Annotated in this window: 12 protein-coding genes and 2 pseudogenes; 3 read left to right on the top strand and 11 right to left on the bottom strand. The window is 68.9% G+C overall.

Going from position 1 to position 15,910, the window contains the following annotated elements; genetic code table 11:
- Positions 1–54: 54 nt before the first annotated feature.
- Positions 55–405 (top strand): hypothetical protein, encoded by a 351-nt coding sequence (locus OG542_RS01005; protein WP_328407322.1) that lies wholly within the window; start codon positions 55–57, stop codon positions 403–405.
- Positions 406–502: 97 nt separating this feature from the next.
- Here the strand turns inward: OG542_RS01005 and OG542_RS01010 are convergent, their stop codons facing one another.
- The 6 genes and pseudogenes from OG542_RS01010 to OG542_RS01035 all read right to left on the bottom strand — a co-directional run.
- Positions 503–838: an ANTAR domain-containing protein gene (locus OG542_RS01010; protein WP_193483735.1), complete on the bottom strand. Its 336-nt coding sequence runs from the start codon at positions 836–838 to the stop codon at positions 503–505.
- 225 nt (positions 839–1,063) lie between these two features.
- Positions 1,064–1,387, bottom strand: coding sequence for a hypothetical protein (locus OG542_RS01015; protein WP_328407326.1), 324 nt, complete (start codon positions 1,385–1,387; stop codon positions 1,064–1,066).
- A gap of 268 nt (positions 1,388–1,655) precedes the next feature.
- On the bottom strand, positions 1,656–2,582 hold the full coding sequence (locus tag OG542_RS01020; RefSeq protein ID WP_328407328.1) for a helix-turn-helix domain-containing protein: 927 nt from the start codon (positions 2,580–2,582) through the stop codon (positions 1,656–1,658).
- A 123-nt stretch (positions 2,583–2,705) separates the two neighbouring features.
- Complete coding sequence (locus OG542_RS01025; RefSeq protein ID WP_328407330.1) at positions 2,706–3,866, bottom strand: hypothetical protein; 1,161 nt, start codon at positions 3,864–3,866, stop codon at positions 2,706–2,708.
- A 30-nt stretch (positions 3,867–3,896) separates the two neighbouring features.
- Positions 3,897–5,081 carry a CHAT domain-containing protein gene (locus tag OG542_RS01030; protein WP_328417697.1) on the bottom strand — a complete coding sequence of 395 codons (1,185 nt, stop codon included), beginning with the start codon at positions 5,079–5,081 and terminating at the stop codon, positions 3,897–3,899.
- A 363-nt stretch (positions 5,082–5,444) separates the two neighbouring features.
- Positions 5,445–6,773, bottom strand: a pseudogene (locus tag OG542_RS01035) (VWA domain-containing protein); the annotation flags it as partial.
- 670 nt (positions 6,774–7,443) lie between these two features.
- On the opposite strand from OG542_RS01035, the gene OG542_RS01040 reads away from it, so the two are divergent.
- On the top strand, positions 7,444–8,352 hold the full coding sequence (locus OG542_RS01040; RefSeq protein WP_328407332.1) for a hypothetical protein: 909 nt from the start codon (positions 7,444–7,446) through the stop codon (positions 8,350–8,352).
- Between the two features lie 1,748 nt (positions 8,353–10,100).
- The gene (locus tag OG542_RS01045) at positions 10,101–11,318 is read left to right on the top strand and encodes a CoA transferase (protein ID WP_328417699.1); all 1,218 of its coding nucleotides are present in this window, start codon (positions 10,101–10,103) and stop codon (positions 11,316–11,318) included.
- On the opposite strand, the pseudogene OG542_RS01050 reads toward OG542_RS01045, so the two are convergent.
- From OG542_RS01050 to OG542_RS01070, 5 genes and pseudogenes are all read right to left on the bottom strand, one after another.
- Positions 11,315–12,405: pseudogene (locus tag OG542_RS01050) on the bottom strand (IS630 family transposase). The gene OG542_RS01045 and the pseudogene OG542_RS01050 overlap by 4 nt on opposite strands.
- A 369-nt stretch (positions 12,406–12,774) precedes the next feature.
- Positions 12,775–13,116, bottom strand: a complete 342-nt coding sequence (locus OG542_RS01055) for an NAD(P)H-dependent oxidoreductase (RefSeq protein WP_328407336.1) — start codon at positions 13,114–13,116, stop codon at positions 12,775–12,777.
- A gap of 98 nt (positions 13,117–13,214) precedes the next feature.
- Positions 13,215–14,195: an aldo/keto reductase gene (locus OG542_RS01060; RefSeq protein WP_328407338.1), complete on the bottom strand. Its 981-nt coding sequence runs from the start codon at positions 14,193–14,195 to the stop codon at positions 13,215–13,217.
- 109 nt (positions 14,196–14,304) lie between these two features.
- A complete protein-coding gene (locus OG542_RS01065; protein WP_328407340.1) occupies positions 14,305–14,787 on the bottom strand; it encodes a nitroreductase family deazaflavin-dependent oxidoreductase in 483 nt (160 codons plus the stop codon).
- Positions 14,788–14,862: 75 nt separating this feature from the next.
- A complete protein-coding gene (locus tag OG542_RS01070; RefSeq protein WP_328407342.1) occupies positions 14,863–15,708 on the bottom strand; it encodes an SDR family oxidoreductase in 846 nt (281 codons plus the stop codon).
- Positions 15,709–15,910 lie beyond the last annotated feature (202 nt).

Genomic DNA, 15,910 nt, shown 5'->3' on the forward strand with positions numbered 1-15,910 from the left:
GTTCATCCGGCCTGCGGCCCACAGAGCACGGCTCGTGACAGGAGACTCGCCCGTATGACCGGTTCGGAGCTGGTCGCAGATCGCAGTCCAGGGATCGGGGTCTGGCCACTGATCCATACTGAGCGAGCGGCGCTGGTAGCCGATCTTGTCGAGCTCAGCGACGACGAGATCGACCGTGCTCCGGCGCTCATGGACAGCATGACCCGCGAGAACCTCGAAGGCGATGAGTTCCAGGACGCGTCCACCGAAGCGATCGCGCAGATCGTCGAGGCCAAGCGGGAACACCGAGGAACCGCCGCGGATGCCGAAGCCGGAGCCGGAGGACAAGCGCGGCAAGGTCGTCGACCTGATGGCGGCCCTGCGCGCGGGCGGTGCTACGTGGTCAACGAGGCGCGGCGCCGGTAGCCGTCATGACGGGCTAGGGAGCGGCGCTCGACCTCCCCAGGCGTTGCGCCGCTCCCGACCAGCCCACGTCATTTACCCGCCGGCTTCCGTCCTACGCTCACTCAGTGCGGCGGGCACGCCACTGCGCCACCGCTGTGGTCAGGTGTTCCTGAAGATGTGCCGGCATCGGCTCCTGCTGGGTCGTCGCGACCACAGCCTCCGCTACGTCGTGCAATTTGGTGTTGGAATGCTGGGACACCCAGACCAGCATCTGCCATGCCTCCTCCGCAGTGCATGACCACACGGTCATCAGCGCTCCGCGGGCCAGGTCGATGACCGGTCGCCGCTCCAGTGCCTCCTTGAGCTGCTCAGTCTCATCAAACAGCAGCTCGGCCCGCTCATCACTGGGCAGCCGGGCATCATCACGGACGTCATCACGAGTCACGTCGCGCATGCCGGACACCGGCCTGCCGGTGCGGCCACGCCGGGGACCAGGGCTCTGGGGAGGTCGCATGTCTGACGCCTTCCCGCCGGCCCCGTGCCAACACACCCGCTCGCTGGGTTCAGCGCCCGCCCCGGCCTCTCCCCCGCCAACGTCCACCGTCGGCCGCCGCGCTGACGGTGATCTGGCGCGGCGGCCGTCTCTGCAGTTCTGATCGATGTCGAGGCCGCGCGGCCGTCAGTCCAGGTGTCGTCGTACCAGGAGTACCAGCGGCCCGGACACGGTGCACCGGCCGGTCTTCGCCGGCGGCACCACCGCTTCGGCGAGCAGCACCTCCATGCGGGTGTTGCAGCCGTCGCGGTCGGCGACGATCCAGCCGGCTCCGAACTCGCGGACGCGGTCGTAGCCGGTGCGGTCCTCCACCACCACCGGCAGCCGGGCGATCGCCGCACGCAGCGGCAGCGTCTCGTCTGCGGCCTGAGCGGCACCGTGCGCGGGGACGGTGCCTGCCCAGACGGACGCAGTCAGCGCGGCCGCGGCCAGGCAGCCAGCCGTAACCAAGTCTGCGCCTCACGACTGGTAGGTCTCTGCACTGCGCCGGCGACCCCCGCGACCGGGTGGGACCTTCGTGCAGCGAGATAACGGCAAACAGCTGAGCGCACGCGTCGACCGACTCTTGCCGCGCAACCCGGCACGGTTGTTTCTCGACCCGCTGGATCCCGGTGGGTTCAGGAAACCCAAGCTCCGTCAGCTCGAACCCACGGATCCACCGGTGCGCGGCAGGCCGATGCCTCGGTAGGCTCGGGTGAAACACAGGGATGCTGAGCGATCACCGTACGGCCGGTCTGGCCTGATCTGCGGCGCGCAGGGCCCGCGCAAGCCACTCCAGCTCCTCGGTCGCGTCGGACGACGAGTCCTGCCCGCGCAGACGGGCGACGAGTCTGCGGTAGCGCTCCGCCCCTGCCTCGATGCCGGCCTCCAGGCTGCGCAGCACGGCGGCCCGATCGACGTCGCCGAACAGCTCGGCCAGCACCTCGGCCGCTACCGGCCCCTCGGGAGCGACCCCACGTCTTCTGACCTCCGCGACGGTTTGCACGACGTGCCTGGCCCACCAGATGGACGCCCCGGGAGGATGCCCCTGCCCCGGTGCGGGCGTGTTGAGCTCCATCCACGTGCGCAACCGGGCGCGAAACCCTGGGTCCCGCACCAGTTCGGCCAGTTCGATCCAGGCGTCTACCTGCTCGGGGGTCGCATCGTCAGGCAATTCGATGCTGAAACTGCGTAGGCGGTCACGCACGCGCGGCTCGACATCGAGACCGCCGAACACCTCTTCCTTGAACTCGTCGATGATCTGCTTGCGTTCGGCGGCGGAAAGCCGCGCCAACCGGTTCATCAATGCTGTCTCCTCAGCGGTCGAATCCCGTTTCGCCACGGTGGACAGGACGGCCCGGCTCACCTTGAGCGAGCGGATCTGCGCGTCGAGCGCGGCCACATGCGCGTCGGCGACCTCAGCGACCGTGGTCCGACCGCTCAGCACCCGGCACACTTCGTCGAGCCCGAGGCCCAGCTCCCGAAGAGTGCGGACCAGCTCGACGCGGGCCACGGACCCCGCGTCGTACAGCCGGTAGCCGCTCGCGGAACGAGCCACAGGCGGCACCGCCCCCTCGTCCGACCAGAAACGCAAGGTTCGCACCGGAAGTCCGGTGCGGTGCGCGAGCTGGCCGATCGTGAGCACAGCGGGGCGTTCGTCGTCCATGGGTGAGATTCTGGACCTTACAGCCGCTGGAGACTCAAGCGCCTTAAGGCCACAGTGGACACCAGCGGAATCTGACGCATTCCCTTGCCGCTCGAAGCAGTTCACGGCCAGATCATCCCGGGGTCATGATGCCGGTGGCTGCATTGCTTCGCTGATCGCGGAGGCGAGTTCCGGCAGGCCCCAATACGCGGCATGGGTCCATAGGCCTGCGGTGGCGGCGTGAGGCAGCGCCAGGTCGACCGGTGATGTTCCGTCGGCAAGACGGAAGACACGGGAGGCGGCGAAGGCGAGTACGTCGAGTGGTTGCCAGAGGTTGGTCCAGCGGGCCAGCGAGTTCGGCAGACTGACCGGTTCGTGGCCGACGTAGGGGGAAAGTTGGCCTCCACGGGGGTCACACAGGTGGAAGTACGCGGATTGAGAGCCGAAGGTGAGCAGCGACGAAGTCCACAGCGGCTCCTGCGCCGTGGCCATGTCGACAGCGATCACTCCGCCGAGACTGTGTGCGACCAGCCGTACGGGGCGGCCCGGGGTACGACCCAGTTCGGGGTCGACGGCGGCTACTTGTTCCCATACCCGGGCGTGGATCTGCTCGCGATGGCGTTGATAGACGAGTACGTCGCCCAGGAACCTTGTGGCGCCTGGTCCGAAGTGGTGTCGCAAGCTGTGGTTCATCCTGCCGGCGACCGCCTTCATTGCCGCGCCTGCGACGCGGTCCAGGTCCGCGAGCCGACGCCGGATCAGCGAGCGGAGGGTGCCGTCAGCGGGCGCTGCGCCACGAAGCCCGGCCCAGGAATCATCCGTCTCCTGCGTGTAGGTGACCGCGCGGGCGATGGCCCTTCCGGTCTCGCTGAGAAGTGACGGGTCATCGGAACGTGACAGCCACTGGGTCGTCGGCCATTCCTCGGCGAGCGCTGCAAGCACCTGGTCCGCGTCCGGACTGTCGCGGCCATCACGCAGTCCGCTGTTCTGCGATGGGTCCAAGCTTTGGCGGATCGCGTCCCGCAGGGGCATCGGCAGGTCTCCTGGCGCGGGCTCTACCGCTTCGCCTAGCAGGGTGGCCAGCAGCAGCCCGGACGGTGCGTCAGCAGTCTCGGGAGTATCACGCAGCCCGGCGGAGCGGGAAGGCAGTGCAAGGTCGATGAAACGGTCATCCGCGCCGAGGTCACCCCAGTAGACCGGTACCAGGGTTGTCCCCGCGGCAGCCTGCAGGGCCGCCACGGTAGTGATGAATGCCTGCGGGTCACGGTTGCCGACGCCGTGGATGACGAAGACCGGCTCGTCCATGCCACTCCTGTCCGGGTCTACCAGTGGGCTCTAACGTATGGCGGCACACGCCGCGGGGCTGCCGTACACGGCGTACGCCAGCCAGGTGGGATCCCCGCTTTGGTCGCGGATCGCTCGCCGTGCGTTCAGGGAAGCCTGCCCCAGACTCTGGCCCTCGGCGACCAGACACTCGTAGAACGATTCGGCGAAGAGCAGCGCGGAGTCGGACCGTACCGGCCACAACGTGCCGACGAACGCCCCTGCGCCCGCCTGCAGAAACTGCGGCGCCCAGCCCAGGCCGGTCGAAAACCAGTCGATCTGGCCGGCGCTGCGACAGGCGTTGAAGAAGACCAGCGGGTGGGTGGTACGCAGGGCTCCGGAGTGGGTGGCGTAGGCGAGATCGATCGGATCGAACGGGCCATCCGCCATCGTGACGTGAGAGCCGGCACTCGTGAACGAGTTGTGGCAGGCGAAGTGCAGCAACCCGTCGAGTCCCTCGTCGATGAGATCGCTCACGGCGGCGCCATGGGTCAGGGTACCGCCGTCGGTCACCACGTCACCCAGTCTCGCCCGAAGCGCGACCACTTCACGCTCTGCTTCGGGCGGCGAGCCAGGCGGCACCACAAAAGCGGCGCGAGACAGGGACAGTTCGCGTACCCGGTCCTGCCCGAAGACCCGGCGCACCACGGGCAGCCACTCAGCGAGGAATCCGTCGCCCTCCCTCTGGCCGTCCAGGGGATACAGCAGCTCCCAGGGCACGACGTCGTGCTCACCGAGCACGGTCAGAGCGGTGACGTGCCCGATCTCCTCCCAGAACTGCTGACGCACGGCGTCGGGCACCGCCGTGGCCCACAGCTGTACGCCGAGGTTGATCAGCCGCCGCCGGGCCTGACGATGATCTCTGCCTCCACCCTGCCCGGCCGCGGCCGCCGTACGCCGAAGCTCGTCGTAGATCCGTTCCCTCGCACCGTGGGAACCGCCTGCCACTAGGCGGAAGGACTCGGGGGCGTAGGTGGTTTCGCTGAGGAGCTGGAAACTGTAGGCACCGTCCGGGCCTTTGAGGACCTGCAAGGTCACCTCGCCCGGATCGAACGCGAGCGTGGTGAGCGGTGCGGTGCGCGGTGGGCCGTCCCTGGCCGGTGTGTCGGGCTGTACGGAGACCTGGGAGCGCAGTTCGCCGAGGAAGGTGCCTTTGTGGAAGGCCCGCACGGTAACGGTGTGCAGTCCGGGTGTCATGGTCCGCAGGCCGAATTGCAGCCAGTGCGAGTCCTGGCCGGGAGGAACGGTCAGCTCTTGCTGCAGGTCTCCCAGGGCCAGCAGGCCGGGCGCGTGCACGGTGATCAGAAGTCGCGCTCCCCCAGCCGGGATGCGAAAGCTCCGAAGTGCCACGCCAGGGCCACCAGTTCCCCGGGTGACCCGCACGTGCAGGGGCACCTCCCGCCCGGGAGGCGCCTGCTCAACCAACTCCGCTTCCAGTAGCCTCGGCTCTCGGCCGTGCGCGCCACCGCCACTGTGCTGCGGCCGGTGCGGGCCGTTGCCCCCAGGGCGAAGCGCTCTCGTGGTGCCCTCGGTCCCCACCACACCCGGGCGCCCGACCGCACGGACCGTCTTGGTCGACCGTGTCGCCAGGGTCATCTCGTCAGCGTCGGCGACCTCTGTCTTCAGTCGCACACGGCCGGTGGGGGCATCTACGACGTCCACCACCCTGGCGAGCAGTCTCGTGGTCTCGTCGTTCCCCAAAGCGCCGGCGAGCCGAACCGCGCGGCCCAGTTTGACCGCTGCCCCCTCGTCGTCACCCGCCCTGCGGGCGTCGAGGCCCTCCTGAATGGCCTCAGCCAGTTCCACCTGTCCCGTGTAGTGGGCGACCAGCGGATTGATCGAGGTGACCGCCGCCATGTCATCGGTCCACACCGCGCGGACCAGGCCTTGGCCGAGCGTGTGAGCCCTGCCGTCGTCCTGCTGTGCGACCAGTGAGATGCGGGCAGCGAGCATCTCCTGGCCGATGCCCGCCTCTGGGACGCGGACGGAGATGTGGTAGTCGCGGGACTCATCACCCCAGGAGCCCGTCGGATAGTCATCGGCGCGCGGTCCCGCCGATACACCCCGGTTGGTCAACTCCTCGACGGTGGGGGCGACCTGCCTCACGAACGAGGTCTCGACGCCTACGGGGGTCCACAGCCGCAGCGCGACGTCGGCGACCTTCTTGCCCATCGCCTTCTTCATCAACCGCGTGAAGTCGTCCACCAGACCGGCCGGGTCGGCGACGATGTCCGCGCTGCCCAGCAGCGCCGAGGCGATGCCCGTGACCTCCTTCACCTCCCAGTCCGTACCCACCCCGCGCGCGTCGCAGGTGAACCGGCCTGAGCAGGCATCCAGCGCGGCCTGCAGGTCCTCGGGCGACTCGTGCTCGTTCCGTCCGTCGGTGAGCAGGATCGCGTGCCGGATCCCCACGTCTGCGGAGTGCAGCAGCCGGTCGGCGAGCCGTAACCAGGTACTGATCGCGGTGCCACCGCCAACGGAGATCTTGCGCAGCGCCTGTTTGGCCTCTGCCCGGGAGCGGGCGTCGGCGAAGGCGAGGTTGCCACCAGCCGGATAGATCTCCGTGGCCTGGTGCGTACCGCCCACGACCGCGAAGTGCACGCCGTCGCGCAACGCGTCGATCGCGGCGGCCGTCGCCTCCATGACTTCACGCATTTTGGTCGGCGGATAATCCATGGACCCGGAACAGTCGACCAGGACCACCACCGCCGCGCCTTGGTCCGACGCGGTGCCGTCCAGGTGCGGTTCGGTCACGAAACCGCCGATGCCGCCGCCGGTCGCCGTGACCGTGACGATGGCATTGACCTCCCGGCCGCCCGGCGGCAGATGCTCATTCTGGTAGACCTCGACTCTGAACTGCGGCGCAAAGGATTTCAAGAAGTTGGCCATGGATTCCACTCCCCTAGGACTTCGAGCGGCAGTTGGGCGACATCTCCTGGCAGTATCTTCGGGAGTCGGCGCGTCGCGGCAACGCGCACGCCCAGACCCTTCAAACCCGCCGGGACGGTCGACACCAACCTGCACCCGGCGGCCGGCGCCTACTACTGGCATACAGGAAAGGCTCCCCTCCCACCCCGGCAGCCCGAGGCTGGACTTCCTCGTCACCTGAGCGGAGGTCGGCTCCGGAAAAGAGTGCGCGCAGCTCTACACCAAGCCGATGGCCGACGGAACATGGGGCCTGCTTGGTACGTGCTTGCGGGCGCGTACTCGTCACACGATCCGTCGGGAGTGGCTCGACCGCGAAGGCGCCGAAAACCTTGGCGAAGGCGGCCGGGTCGCGGAACTCCACGCCGAACGCTCGGCCGTCCCGCAGCGGCACCCACACCACCCGGTCGAAGCGTGCACGCTGGCACGGAGGCCACGCCTGTCCGCCTTACGACGCTGACACCTGGTGTTGGCTGAAACATCAACTCATCACACCTGAAACACAGTTGTCGCACATCCTTCTGGTTGACAGACTCGCCGCGCCGACGGAAACACGCGGACAAGGGTGCGAACATACACGCGGAAGCATCACGTCGGCGGACGGGCTTACGTCATCTCACCAGGGGGAACATCCATGAACCTCAGCCTGCCCAGACGCGTCCTCGCCCGGGCCACCGCCACCCTCGCGATGGCGCTGGCCATGGCCACCGGCACCACCGGGCTGCTCTCCGCCGAAGCACACGCCCTGCCGGTCACCGAGGGCTCCTTCAGCTTTAGCGGCGACGAGGACGACTACATCAGCGGCGGCCAGTCCTACGCCTACGCGACGGGGTCCCAGGACCGCATGAACGTCTCCGGCAACACCAACAACAGGGTGGTCACCGTCTCCGTCGACGGAGCGAACGGCGACTGGTGGACCCTGAACCTGGCGGCGCCGTCGGGCAAAACCCTGACGCCCGGGACCTACACGGGGGCCACCCGCTACCCGTTCAACGACGGGACCGAACCGGGCCTGTCGCTCAGCGGCAACGGCCGCGGCTGCAACAAGCTCACCGGCACCTTCACCATCTCCGCAGTGGAGTTCGGCCCCCAGGGCTACGTGAAAAAGCTCGACGCCACCTTCGTGCAGCACTGCGAGGGAGGCACCCCGGCCGCGCGCGGCGAGGTCCACATCGAGAACCCGGCCCCGCCGGCCGAACTCGGCCTGGGCCTCGACATCGCCCTGGACGGCACCGCGAGCTCCCTCAACGGCAAGGCCACCTTCCACGGCACGGTGAGCTGCAACAAGCCGGTGCAGGTGACCGTGGCGGGCGACGTCACGCAGGTGAAGAAGCGGGACCTCATTCGCGGTTCCTACTCCACGTCGGTGTCCTGCACGCCGGGCGCCCCGGTCGCCTGGACCGGTACAGCCGTACCCACCGGCTCGGTCCCCTTCCAGAAGGGGGACGTCGAGGTCGAGGGTCGCGCGACGGCGACGGACCCGGACTACGACCAGCCGGTAACGGTCAGCGAGACGGTGGCGGTCCGCCTCACCCGGGTCTGACGCCCACGTCCTGACGCACAGCCACACCGCCCGGCCCGGGCCTGGTCCTCTCGAGGAGCGGGGCCCGGGCCGGGTCGCGTTGTGCGGCACCTGAACCACGGGTCCTCTAGGAGGTGCCCTCCGCAACCGGGGGGGGCGGAGATGGCGACGACGGCTTCGCTGGTTCTGCGAGGGAAGAGCGGCACGGTGCTCCGCCCAGAGGACGGGACGGTGGCCCTGCGCGGGGCCGCGCGGTGACACCTCCGATCGACAACCGGTGTCAGGGCTCACCAGTAGATGCCCGGTCCGGGCTACTCGACCTGTGCAGGGCCGTTGTCTCGGACTGCCCGAATGGTCCTCTAGTCCAGTCCCGGAGGGGGCTTCGAGGACGAGGTTGTCTCCCCGGGCCACAGTCTGGAGCAGCTGGGCGCGCACGGTCGCTTCGGCGGCGAGGCCGGCCGGGCTGCCCAGGACGGGGAAAGCGTGCCTGACGCCGGGCGGCGACGTTCGGCTGGCGCAGAGTGTAGGCGTAGAGCGTGGCGGCGTCGAACCCCAGGGGGCGGGCCCAGCCCTCCCAGTCCAGGATCCGCAGGGGCGATCGCCTGACTGGCGGTGAGGTTCGCCCCGTGCAAGTTCGCCGTGTGCGGTGGTCCAGCAAGGCGCGGCCCGGGGCCGGGATGCCGACGAACTCGGGGATCGCCCGGTCCGTGTACTGCGGTCGTACGGCGACGCGGTCGGTGCCGGCCGCCGACTACCTTCTCCAGCACCTCGGCGAGGTCGGCCCACCATGAGTCAGGCAGTAAAGGGTCGTGCTGGAGGATCGGATCGTCGGACAGGACGCGCCGGTCGACGCGGAACGACAGCTGGGCGCGGTAGGCGACGGCGTTGTGCCGCACAGAAGCGCGGGCCGATGTCCGCCGAGGTCGCCGAAGGCGTGCTGAGCGTCCAGGCCTTCGCAGCGGAGGAGTTGTGGGCGCGCAGGCGCTGTTCGGTGGCCGGGGCAGGAGAGGCGAGTACATCAGTGATCTCCCACAACTGGGCGGCGGCCAGGACAGGTTGGGCGACGACGCCGACCGCCTCCTTCCAGCGTGGCGTACTGGAGGGCGGCGAGAAAAGCCTTGGCACTCCTGGGCATGACGCGACGGTGAGGATGCACGCTTGTGCGGGGGTGATGCCCTGCCGGATGAGGTCGGCGAGCTCTTGGTCGACCATGCTGGGGAGCTCTCGGCCGTGCAGGGGTGTGAGGCGATCACCCGCTGGCCCAAGCCGGCGGCGGCCGGGAGTGGACCGGCGCCGTGCAGGACCTGCGTGATCAGCGTCATCGTCTCCAGGCTCACCGGCGGTTGGACCGCGACCAGATGGTGGTGCTGTCCGCCCGCGGCTTCGGCGGCCAGGGCGAGCAGCTCCCCCACCGTGAACGCTCCTCTTCCAGGCCCGCCCAGGTGGCGACCCCGTACCCGGAAGCAAGAAGAGCTGGCTAGTGCGGCAGGTCAAACGAACGTGCTTGTCGAGGACGTCCCCTCGATGCCGCCCGGCGGCTGGTTCGGTCCCGGAGGCCAGAAGGCGATGGGTTGCCAACCCGCCACACCGCTCCCCAGGTTGTGTCGCACAATGAGCCGATGACGGACACCGAGGATGCGGCCACCATGCACGCCTGGACGGCCCTGGAGGGCCAGGGCCAACTGGTTCAGGGCGTGACCTTTGAGGGGGCGGGTGCTGTCCTGCCATCGCGTCTGCCGGTAAGGGAACTGGCGCGGGCCAGCGTGGGAGTGTCCTCGCTGGCGGCAGCGGAACTGCTGGCGCTGCGCAACCGCGTGCCGGTGCCCGCGGTGCGGGTCAACGAGGCTGCCGTGGCCACCGCGTTCGTCAGTGAACGCCACCTGCGGATCGACGGCCGGACTCCGACGTCCTTCGCCCCGCTGTCCGGGTTCTGGCAGACAGCCGACGGATGGGTACGCACGCACGCCAACTACCCGCACCACCGTGCCCGGCTGCTCAGCGCCCTGGGTATCGCGGACACGGGCCAGGACCAGGCACTGGCGGGCGTGCTTTCGAGGGAGCTGGCGTCGCGTCCTGCCCGGGAGGTCCAGGAGACCGTCTACGCGGCAGGCGGCCTGGCCGTGGCTGTGGCTTCCGCACCCGCTGCGCCTGTACCCGCTCTGATCGAGACGTGCCGCGCAGTCCGGGGCACCCCCCGACGGCTAGCGCCCGCATCCATGCCGGCCCAGGGGGTGCGGGTCCTGGACCTGACCCGCGTCATCGCCGGACCCGTCGGCACCCGCACGCTGGCGCTGCTGGGCGCCGACGTGCTGCGCGTGGACGCCCCCCAGCTCCCCGAGGACGCCGATGCCCACGCCGACACCGGCGTAGGCAAACGTTCCACGCTGCTGGACCTCACCAGCCCCGGCGACCGGCATGACTTCGAGTGCCTGCTCAGCCAGGCGGACGTCGTGGTGACCGGCTACCGCCCCGGTGCCCTGGACCGGCACGGGCTGGCCCCCGATGCGCTGCTGTTCCGGCATCCCGACCTGATCGTCGCCCAACTGTCCGCTTGGGGCTGGTCCGGCCCCTGGGCCGAGCGCCGCGGCTTCGACAGCCTGGTCCAAGCCGGTACCGGTATCGCCGCGATCGAGGCCGCGGCCGACGGCCGCCCCGGTGTACTGCCCGCGCAGGCGCTGGACCACGGAACCGGGTATCTGCTCGCCGCCGCCGTCCTACGTGCACTGAGCGACCGCCAGGTCACCGGCGGCGGGCGGCACCTTCGCCTCTCTCTGGCAGGCACGGCGTCATGGCTGCTGCACGACATTCGTCCCACCCCCGTACAGGGCGAAGCCGACCTCTACGACCCCGGTTCCTGGCTCACCGAGACCACATCGCCCTACGGTCTGCTCCGTCATGCCCTGCCCCCGGTCCACTATGACGGCGCACCCGCGAGCTGGCACCGTGCACCGACCCAGTGGGGCACCGATCTACCGAAATGGACCTAGTGACCTGAGTCGGAGATTCGTCGGCAGTAGGCGGCTACTTTGTCGAGGATCTCGTCGGCGGTCTTGGTCCAGATGAACGGCCTGGGGTGTTCGTTCCAGTCGGCGAGCCAGCTACGGATGTCGCGTTCCAGGGCTTGGACGGAGCGGTGAACGCCTCGCTTGAGCTTCTTCTGCGTGAGCTCGGCGAACCACCGCTCCACCAGGTTCAGCCAGGACGAACTCGTCGGCGTGAAGTGGAGATGGAAGCGCGGGTGCGCCAGCAGCCACTGCTTGATCGCGGGGGTCTTGTGGGTGACGTAGTTGTCCAGGATCAGATGGACATCGAGGTCAGCGGGAACTTCCTTGTCGAGCTTGGCCAGGAACTTCTTGAACTCGACGGCCCGGTGGCGCCGGTGAAGGGAGCCGATCACCTTGCCGGTGGCGACTTCCAGAGCGGCGAACAGGGTGGTGGTGCCGGCGCGGACGTAGTCGTGGCTGCGGCGTTCGGGAACGCCGGGAACCATCGGCAGCACTGGCTGGGACCGGTCGAGAGCCTGGATCTGGGACTTCTCGTCCACGCAGAGGACCAGAGCCTTCTCCGGCGGGTCGAGATACAGGCCCACGACATCGCGGACCTTGTCGATGAACAGCGGGTCCGTGGACAGCTTGAACGTCTGCGACCGGTGCGGCGCCAGCGCGAACGCCCGCCAGATCCGCGAGATCGCCGACTGCGACATACCCGTGGCCGCCGCCATCGACCTGGTCGACCAGTGGGTCGCGTTCTTCGGCTTCTCCTCCAGCGTCTTGACGATGACCCGCTCGACGTCCGCGTCGGTGATCCTCCGGGGGACGCCGGGCCGCAGCTCGTCGGACAGGCCGTCCAGGCCCCGTTCGAGGAAACGCGCCGCCAGGTGCGGACCGTGTCCGGCGTGACCCGCAGCCGACGTGACACCTCCATGATCGAGTGCCCGTCCGCGCACTCCAGCACGATCCGCGACCGCTGGGCCAGAGCCTGAGCCGTCGTACGGCGACGCACCCAGCCCTCCAGCACAGCCCGCTGGGCATCGGTCGCCGACAACGGCGGAATCTTCGGACCCGGACGACTCATACCGAACCAACGACGAATCTCCGACTCAGGTCACTAGGGCATGAGACCGTCTCCGCCGACCGAGCCACCCGGTTGTGTCCGTGCCGGAAAGCCGCTCAGGCTCGGCCGTTGATGGCCGGGCGAGTACTCGGCCGTGGATGGTGGACGACGACAGTGGAAACTGATCGAACCGCTGCTGCCGCCCCGGCCTGAGCGATCGCCCGGCTCGCGTGCATGTGTGGACGGCTCCCGCATCCGCGCGAAAAGGGGGTGCCGCGACGGTCCGTCGCCGGTCGCAGCCGCCTGCCGTGAAGTCAGCCGGGCATTACGGCGGGACCGAGCACCTCTGCGTCGGGATCGACGAGGGCGGCTGTTGTCGTGAGTGCGCGGTCAGGCGGCGAAGGAGGCGAGCAGTTCGTTGTACTGCTTGGCGGCGGTGGCCAGGTCCTCGTCGGAGAGGCCGAAAGCCGTGCCGTACAGCTTGACCATCGGCTGGATGTCGAACTGGCACAGCCGCAGGGTCGCGTGCCAGTTGCCGAGGAGGGTCTCGAGGGTGGCCTCGTTGGCACCTTCGGGGGTGTAGTGCTCGGCGGGGACGCCGGCTGTGACGGCGACGACGGCCTTCTTGCCGGCCAGCTGCGAGGCAGAGCCATCCATGGTGAAGGCCCAGCCAAGGGTGAAGACCTTGTCCTGCCACTGCTTGAACAGAGGGGTGGTGTTGTACCAGAACACTGGTCGGGTATGACGGTCAGGAACTTCGCCGGGGCGTCACTCCGTCTTTCGCGAAGTCCGGGAGCTCGCGCTGAGCCGGGCGCAGCAGGCGCCGGCGGTCAGCGGTCGATGCTGGCCATGTTGGCCTCGTCGTGGCGCTCGCCCGCGGCTGGTGTGAGGTTGTTCAGGCGGTCGAGCTGCGCGGCGCTGAGCTCGACGCCGTCGGCGGCGGTGTTCTCTTCGACGCGGGTGACGCGGCGGGTTCCGGGGATGGGGGCGATGTCGTCGCCGCGGGTCAGCAGCCATGCCAGCGCGGTCTGCGCCGGGGTGGCTCCGATCTCGGCGCCGATGGCCCGCACTTCGTCGACGATGCGCAGGTTGCGCTGGAAGTTCTCGCCGGTGAAGCGCGGGTTGGTCTTGCGCCAGTCGTCGTCGGTGAAGTCGTCGACGGTGCGGATCTGCCCGGTCAGCAGGCCGTGGCCGAGCGGCGAGTAGGGCACGAACCCGATGCCCAACTCGCGTAGCAGCGGGAGGATTTCGGCCTCCACGTCGCGGGTCCACAGGGAGTATTCGGTCTGCAGCGCGGCCACCGGATGCACGGCGTGGGCCCGGCGGATCGTCTCGGGCCCGGCTTCGGAGAGTCCGATGTGGCGCACCTTGCCCTCGGCGACCAACTCGGCCAGCGCGCCGACCGTTTCCTCGATGGGTGTGTTCGGGTCGACGCGGTGCTGGTAGTAGAGGTCGATGTGGTCGGTGCCGAGGCGCATGAGTGAGCCTTCGACAGCGGTCTTCACGTTGGCGGGGCTGCTGTCGATGACGCCGGGGCCGTCGCCGGCGTGGGAGACGAGACCGAACTTCGTCGCCACAACGACGTCGTCGCGACGGCCCTTGATGGCCTTGCCGACGAGTTCCTCGCTGTGGAAGGGGCCGTAGATCTCGGCGGTGTCGATGTGGGTGACCCCGAGGTCCAGTGCCCGATGGATGGTGCGAATGGACTCGGCGTCATCGAGCCCCCCGCCCGTGGTGTAGACGCCGGCCATGGTCATGGCTCCGAGGCCGATGCGGGAGACATCGAGCCCGCCCAGTGATACGTGCTTCATCAGATACTCCTTGTGTAGTGGCCGTCCTGCCCGGTCGGTGGGCATGGCCTGTGAGCGCGACCGCGTCGCCAGCCGATGTGGCCGCTACGCGACCTCGAAGTGCGCCACGTCAGTGCTCCTGGGCAGCCGGCTCCAGCACGAGGACCGGGATCTCGCGGTCTGTCTTCTTCTGGTACTCCGCGTAGTCCGGGAACGCCTCGACGGATCGAGCCCACCACAGGGCCTTCTCGTCCCCGGTCACCTCGCGTGCCAGCATGTCCTGGCGCGCCGGGCCGTCCTGCAGCTCGACCCGCGGGTCGGCCACCACGTTGTGGTACCAGACCGGGTGGTTGGGGGCTCCTGCCATGGAGGCGACCACGGCGTAGGTACCGTCGTGCTCCACCCGCATCACCGGGGTCTTGCGGATCTTGCCGCTCTTCGCACCCAGGGTGGTCAGGATGACGACGGGCAGGTCCCGTAGCCTCTCGTCTTCTTCCCGTGCGACCAGGACACTCAGCGTCGTTCCTCGCGTACCACCGGAACTCTCGTACAGCTCCACCTGGTCACGTACAAACTGCGCCGTGCTCGGCTCGTACTCACCTTTGAGCGGCATGCTACCTCTCTCCATGCTGTCGGAATCGCACCTGGCGGCCCTCTTTCATCTCGGCCGGGGTGCGGGATGTGCTGCTCAGGCCTGGGCGTCGTCGTAGTCGAGGGCGCCGCCCAGCTCGCGGGAGGCCTCGGCCTGGGCGAGGAGTTCCTTCGCCTTGGCCCGGGCGGCCTCGATGGCGTCCGCCCCGGCGACGAAGCGCAGCAGGGGCTTGTCCTGGTCGGCGATGGTGAGCAGGGCGCGGGCGAGCTTGGCGGGGTGGCCGGGCTGCTTGCCGTTCATGCTCTTCATGCCCTCGATCCTCAGGGCGGTGCGCGGGGCGTAGTCGTCGACGGACAGCTCGGGCCAAACGGTGGAGCCGTCCACGAGGAGTTCGGTGCGGAAGTAGCCGGGCTCCACGACCGTGGTGTGGATGTTGTACGGCTCGACGTCGTAGCGCAGGGACTCCATCCAGCCCTCTTCCGCGAACTTGGAGGCGGCGTAGGCGGAGGTGAATTCCATGCCGACCAGGCCGGCGGTCGAGGTGATGGTGATGACGTGGCCAGTGCGCTGCCGACGCATGAGGGGCAGGACGGCGCGGGTGACGTTCATCGGACCGAAGAGGTTCGTCTCGAACTGCCGGCGCATCTGCGCGGGCGAGATCTCCTCGAAGTAGCCGGTGAAGAGGTTCCCGGCGTTGTTGATCAGGACATCGATGCGGCCGAAGCGGTCGACGGCGGCCCGCGCGGCGGCCTCGGCGTCCTCCAGGCTGGTGACGTCGAGCTTGGTGACCAGCAAATTGTCCTGCGGCCCGCCCAGGTTCTTCTCGACCTCTTCGGGGCGGCGGCCGGTGGCGACGACCCGGTGACCGGCGACCAGGGCCTCGCGGGCGATGTCCGTGCCCAGACCGCGTCCGGCACCGGTGACGAGAATGACCTTGCTCATGGGGGGTTCCTTTCAGGTGCCGTGGTCCGGCACCTGGTGTGTGCGGGGCTGATGCGTGCAGCGCCGACAGCGCCGCAGAGGGAGCTCGAGACCGGCGGCGCAGTGCCGCCCTGTCCGGACCCCTCACACCGCCGTGGGCGGTGCACCACCAACAAAACCCGCTGTCACACGCGTGTGGGAGTCCCTGATGAGGGGGTCACTC

Origin of the sequence: Streptomyces violaceus (assembly GCF_036014075.1) — a bacterium.
Taxonomy (GTDB): Bacteria; Actinomycetota; Actinomycetes; order Streptomycetales; family Streptomycetaceae; genus Streptomyces; species Streptomyces violaceus.

Bases quoted from the DNA above. Each gene is read 5' to 3' on its own strand.
- OG542_RS01005 (WP_328407322.1), top strand. From the start codon at position 55: ATGACCGGTTCGGAGCTGGTCGCAGATCGCAGTCCAGGGATCGGGGTC.
- OG542_RS01010 (WP_193483735.1), bottom strand. From the start codon at position 838: ATGCGCGACGTGACTCGTGATGACGTCCGTGATGATGCCCGGCTGCCC.
- OG542_RS01020 (WP_328407328.1), bottom strand. From the start codon at position 2,582: ATGGACGACGAACGCCCCGCTGTGCTCACGATCGGCCAGCTCGCGCAC.
- OG542_RS01025 (WP_328407330.1), bottom strand. From the start codon at position 3,866: ATGGACGAGCCGGTCTTCGTCATCCACGGCGTCGGCAACCGTGACCCG.
- OG542_RS01030 (WP_328417697.1), bottom strand. From the start codon at position 5,081: ATGACACCCGGACTGCACACCGTTACCGTGCGGGCCTTCCACAAAGGC.
- OG542_RS01040 (WP_328407332.1), top strand. From the start codon at position 7,444: ATGAACCTCAGCCTGCCCAGACGCGTCCTCGCCCGGGCCACCGCCACC.
- OG542_RS01060 (WP_328407338.1), bottom strand. From the start codon at position 14,195: ATGAAGCACGTATCACTGGGCGGGCTCGATGTCTCCCGCATCGGCCTC.
- OG542_RS01065 (WP_328407340.1), bottom strand. From the start codon at position 14,787: ATGCCGCTCAAAGGTGAGTACGAGCCGAGCACGGCGCAGTTTGTACGT.
- OG542_RS01070 (WP_328407342.1), bottom strand. From the start codon at position 15,708: ATGAGCAAGGTCATTCTCGTCACCGGTGCCGGACGCGGTCTGGGCACG.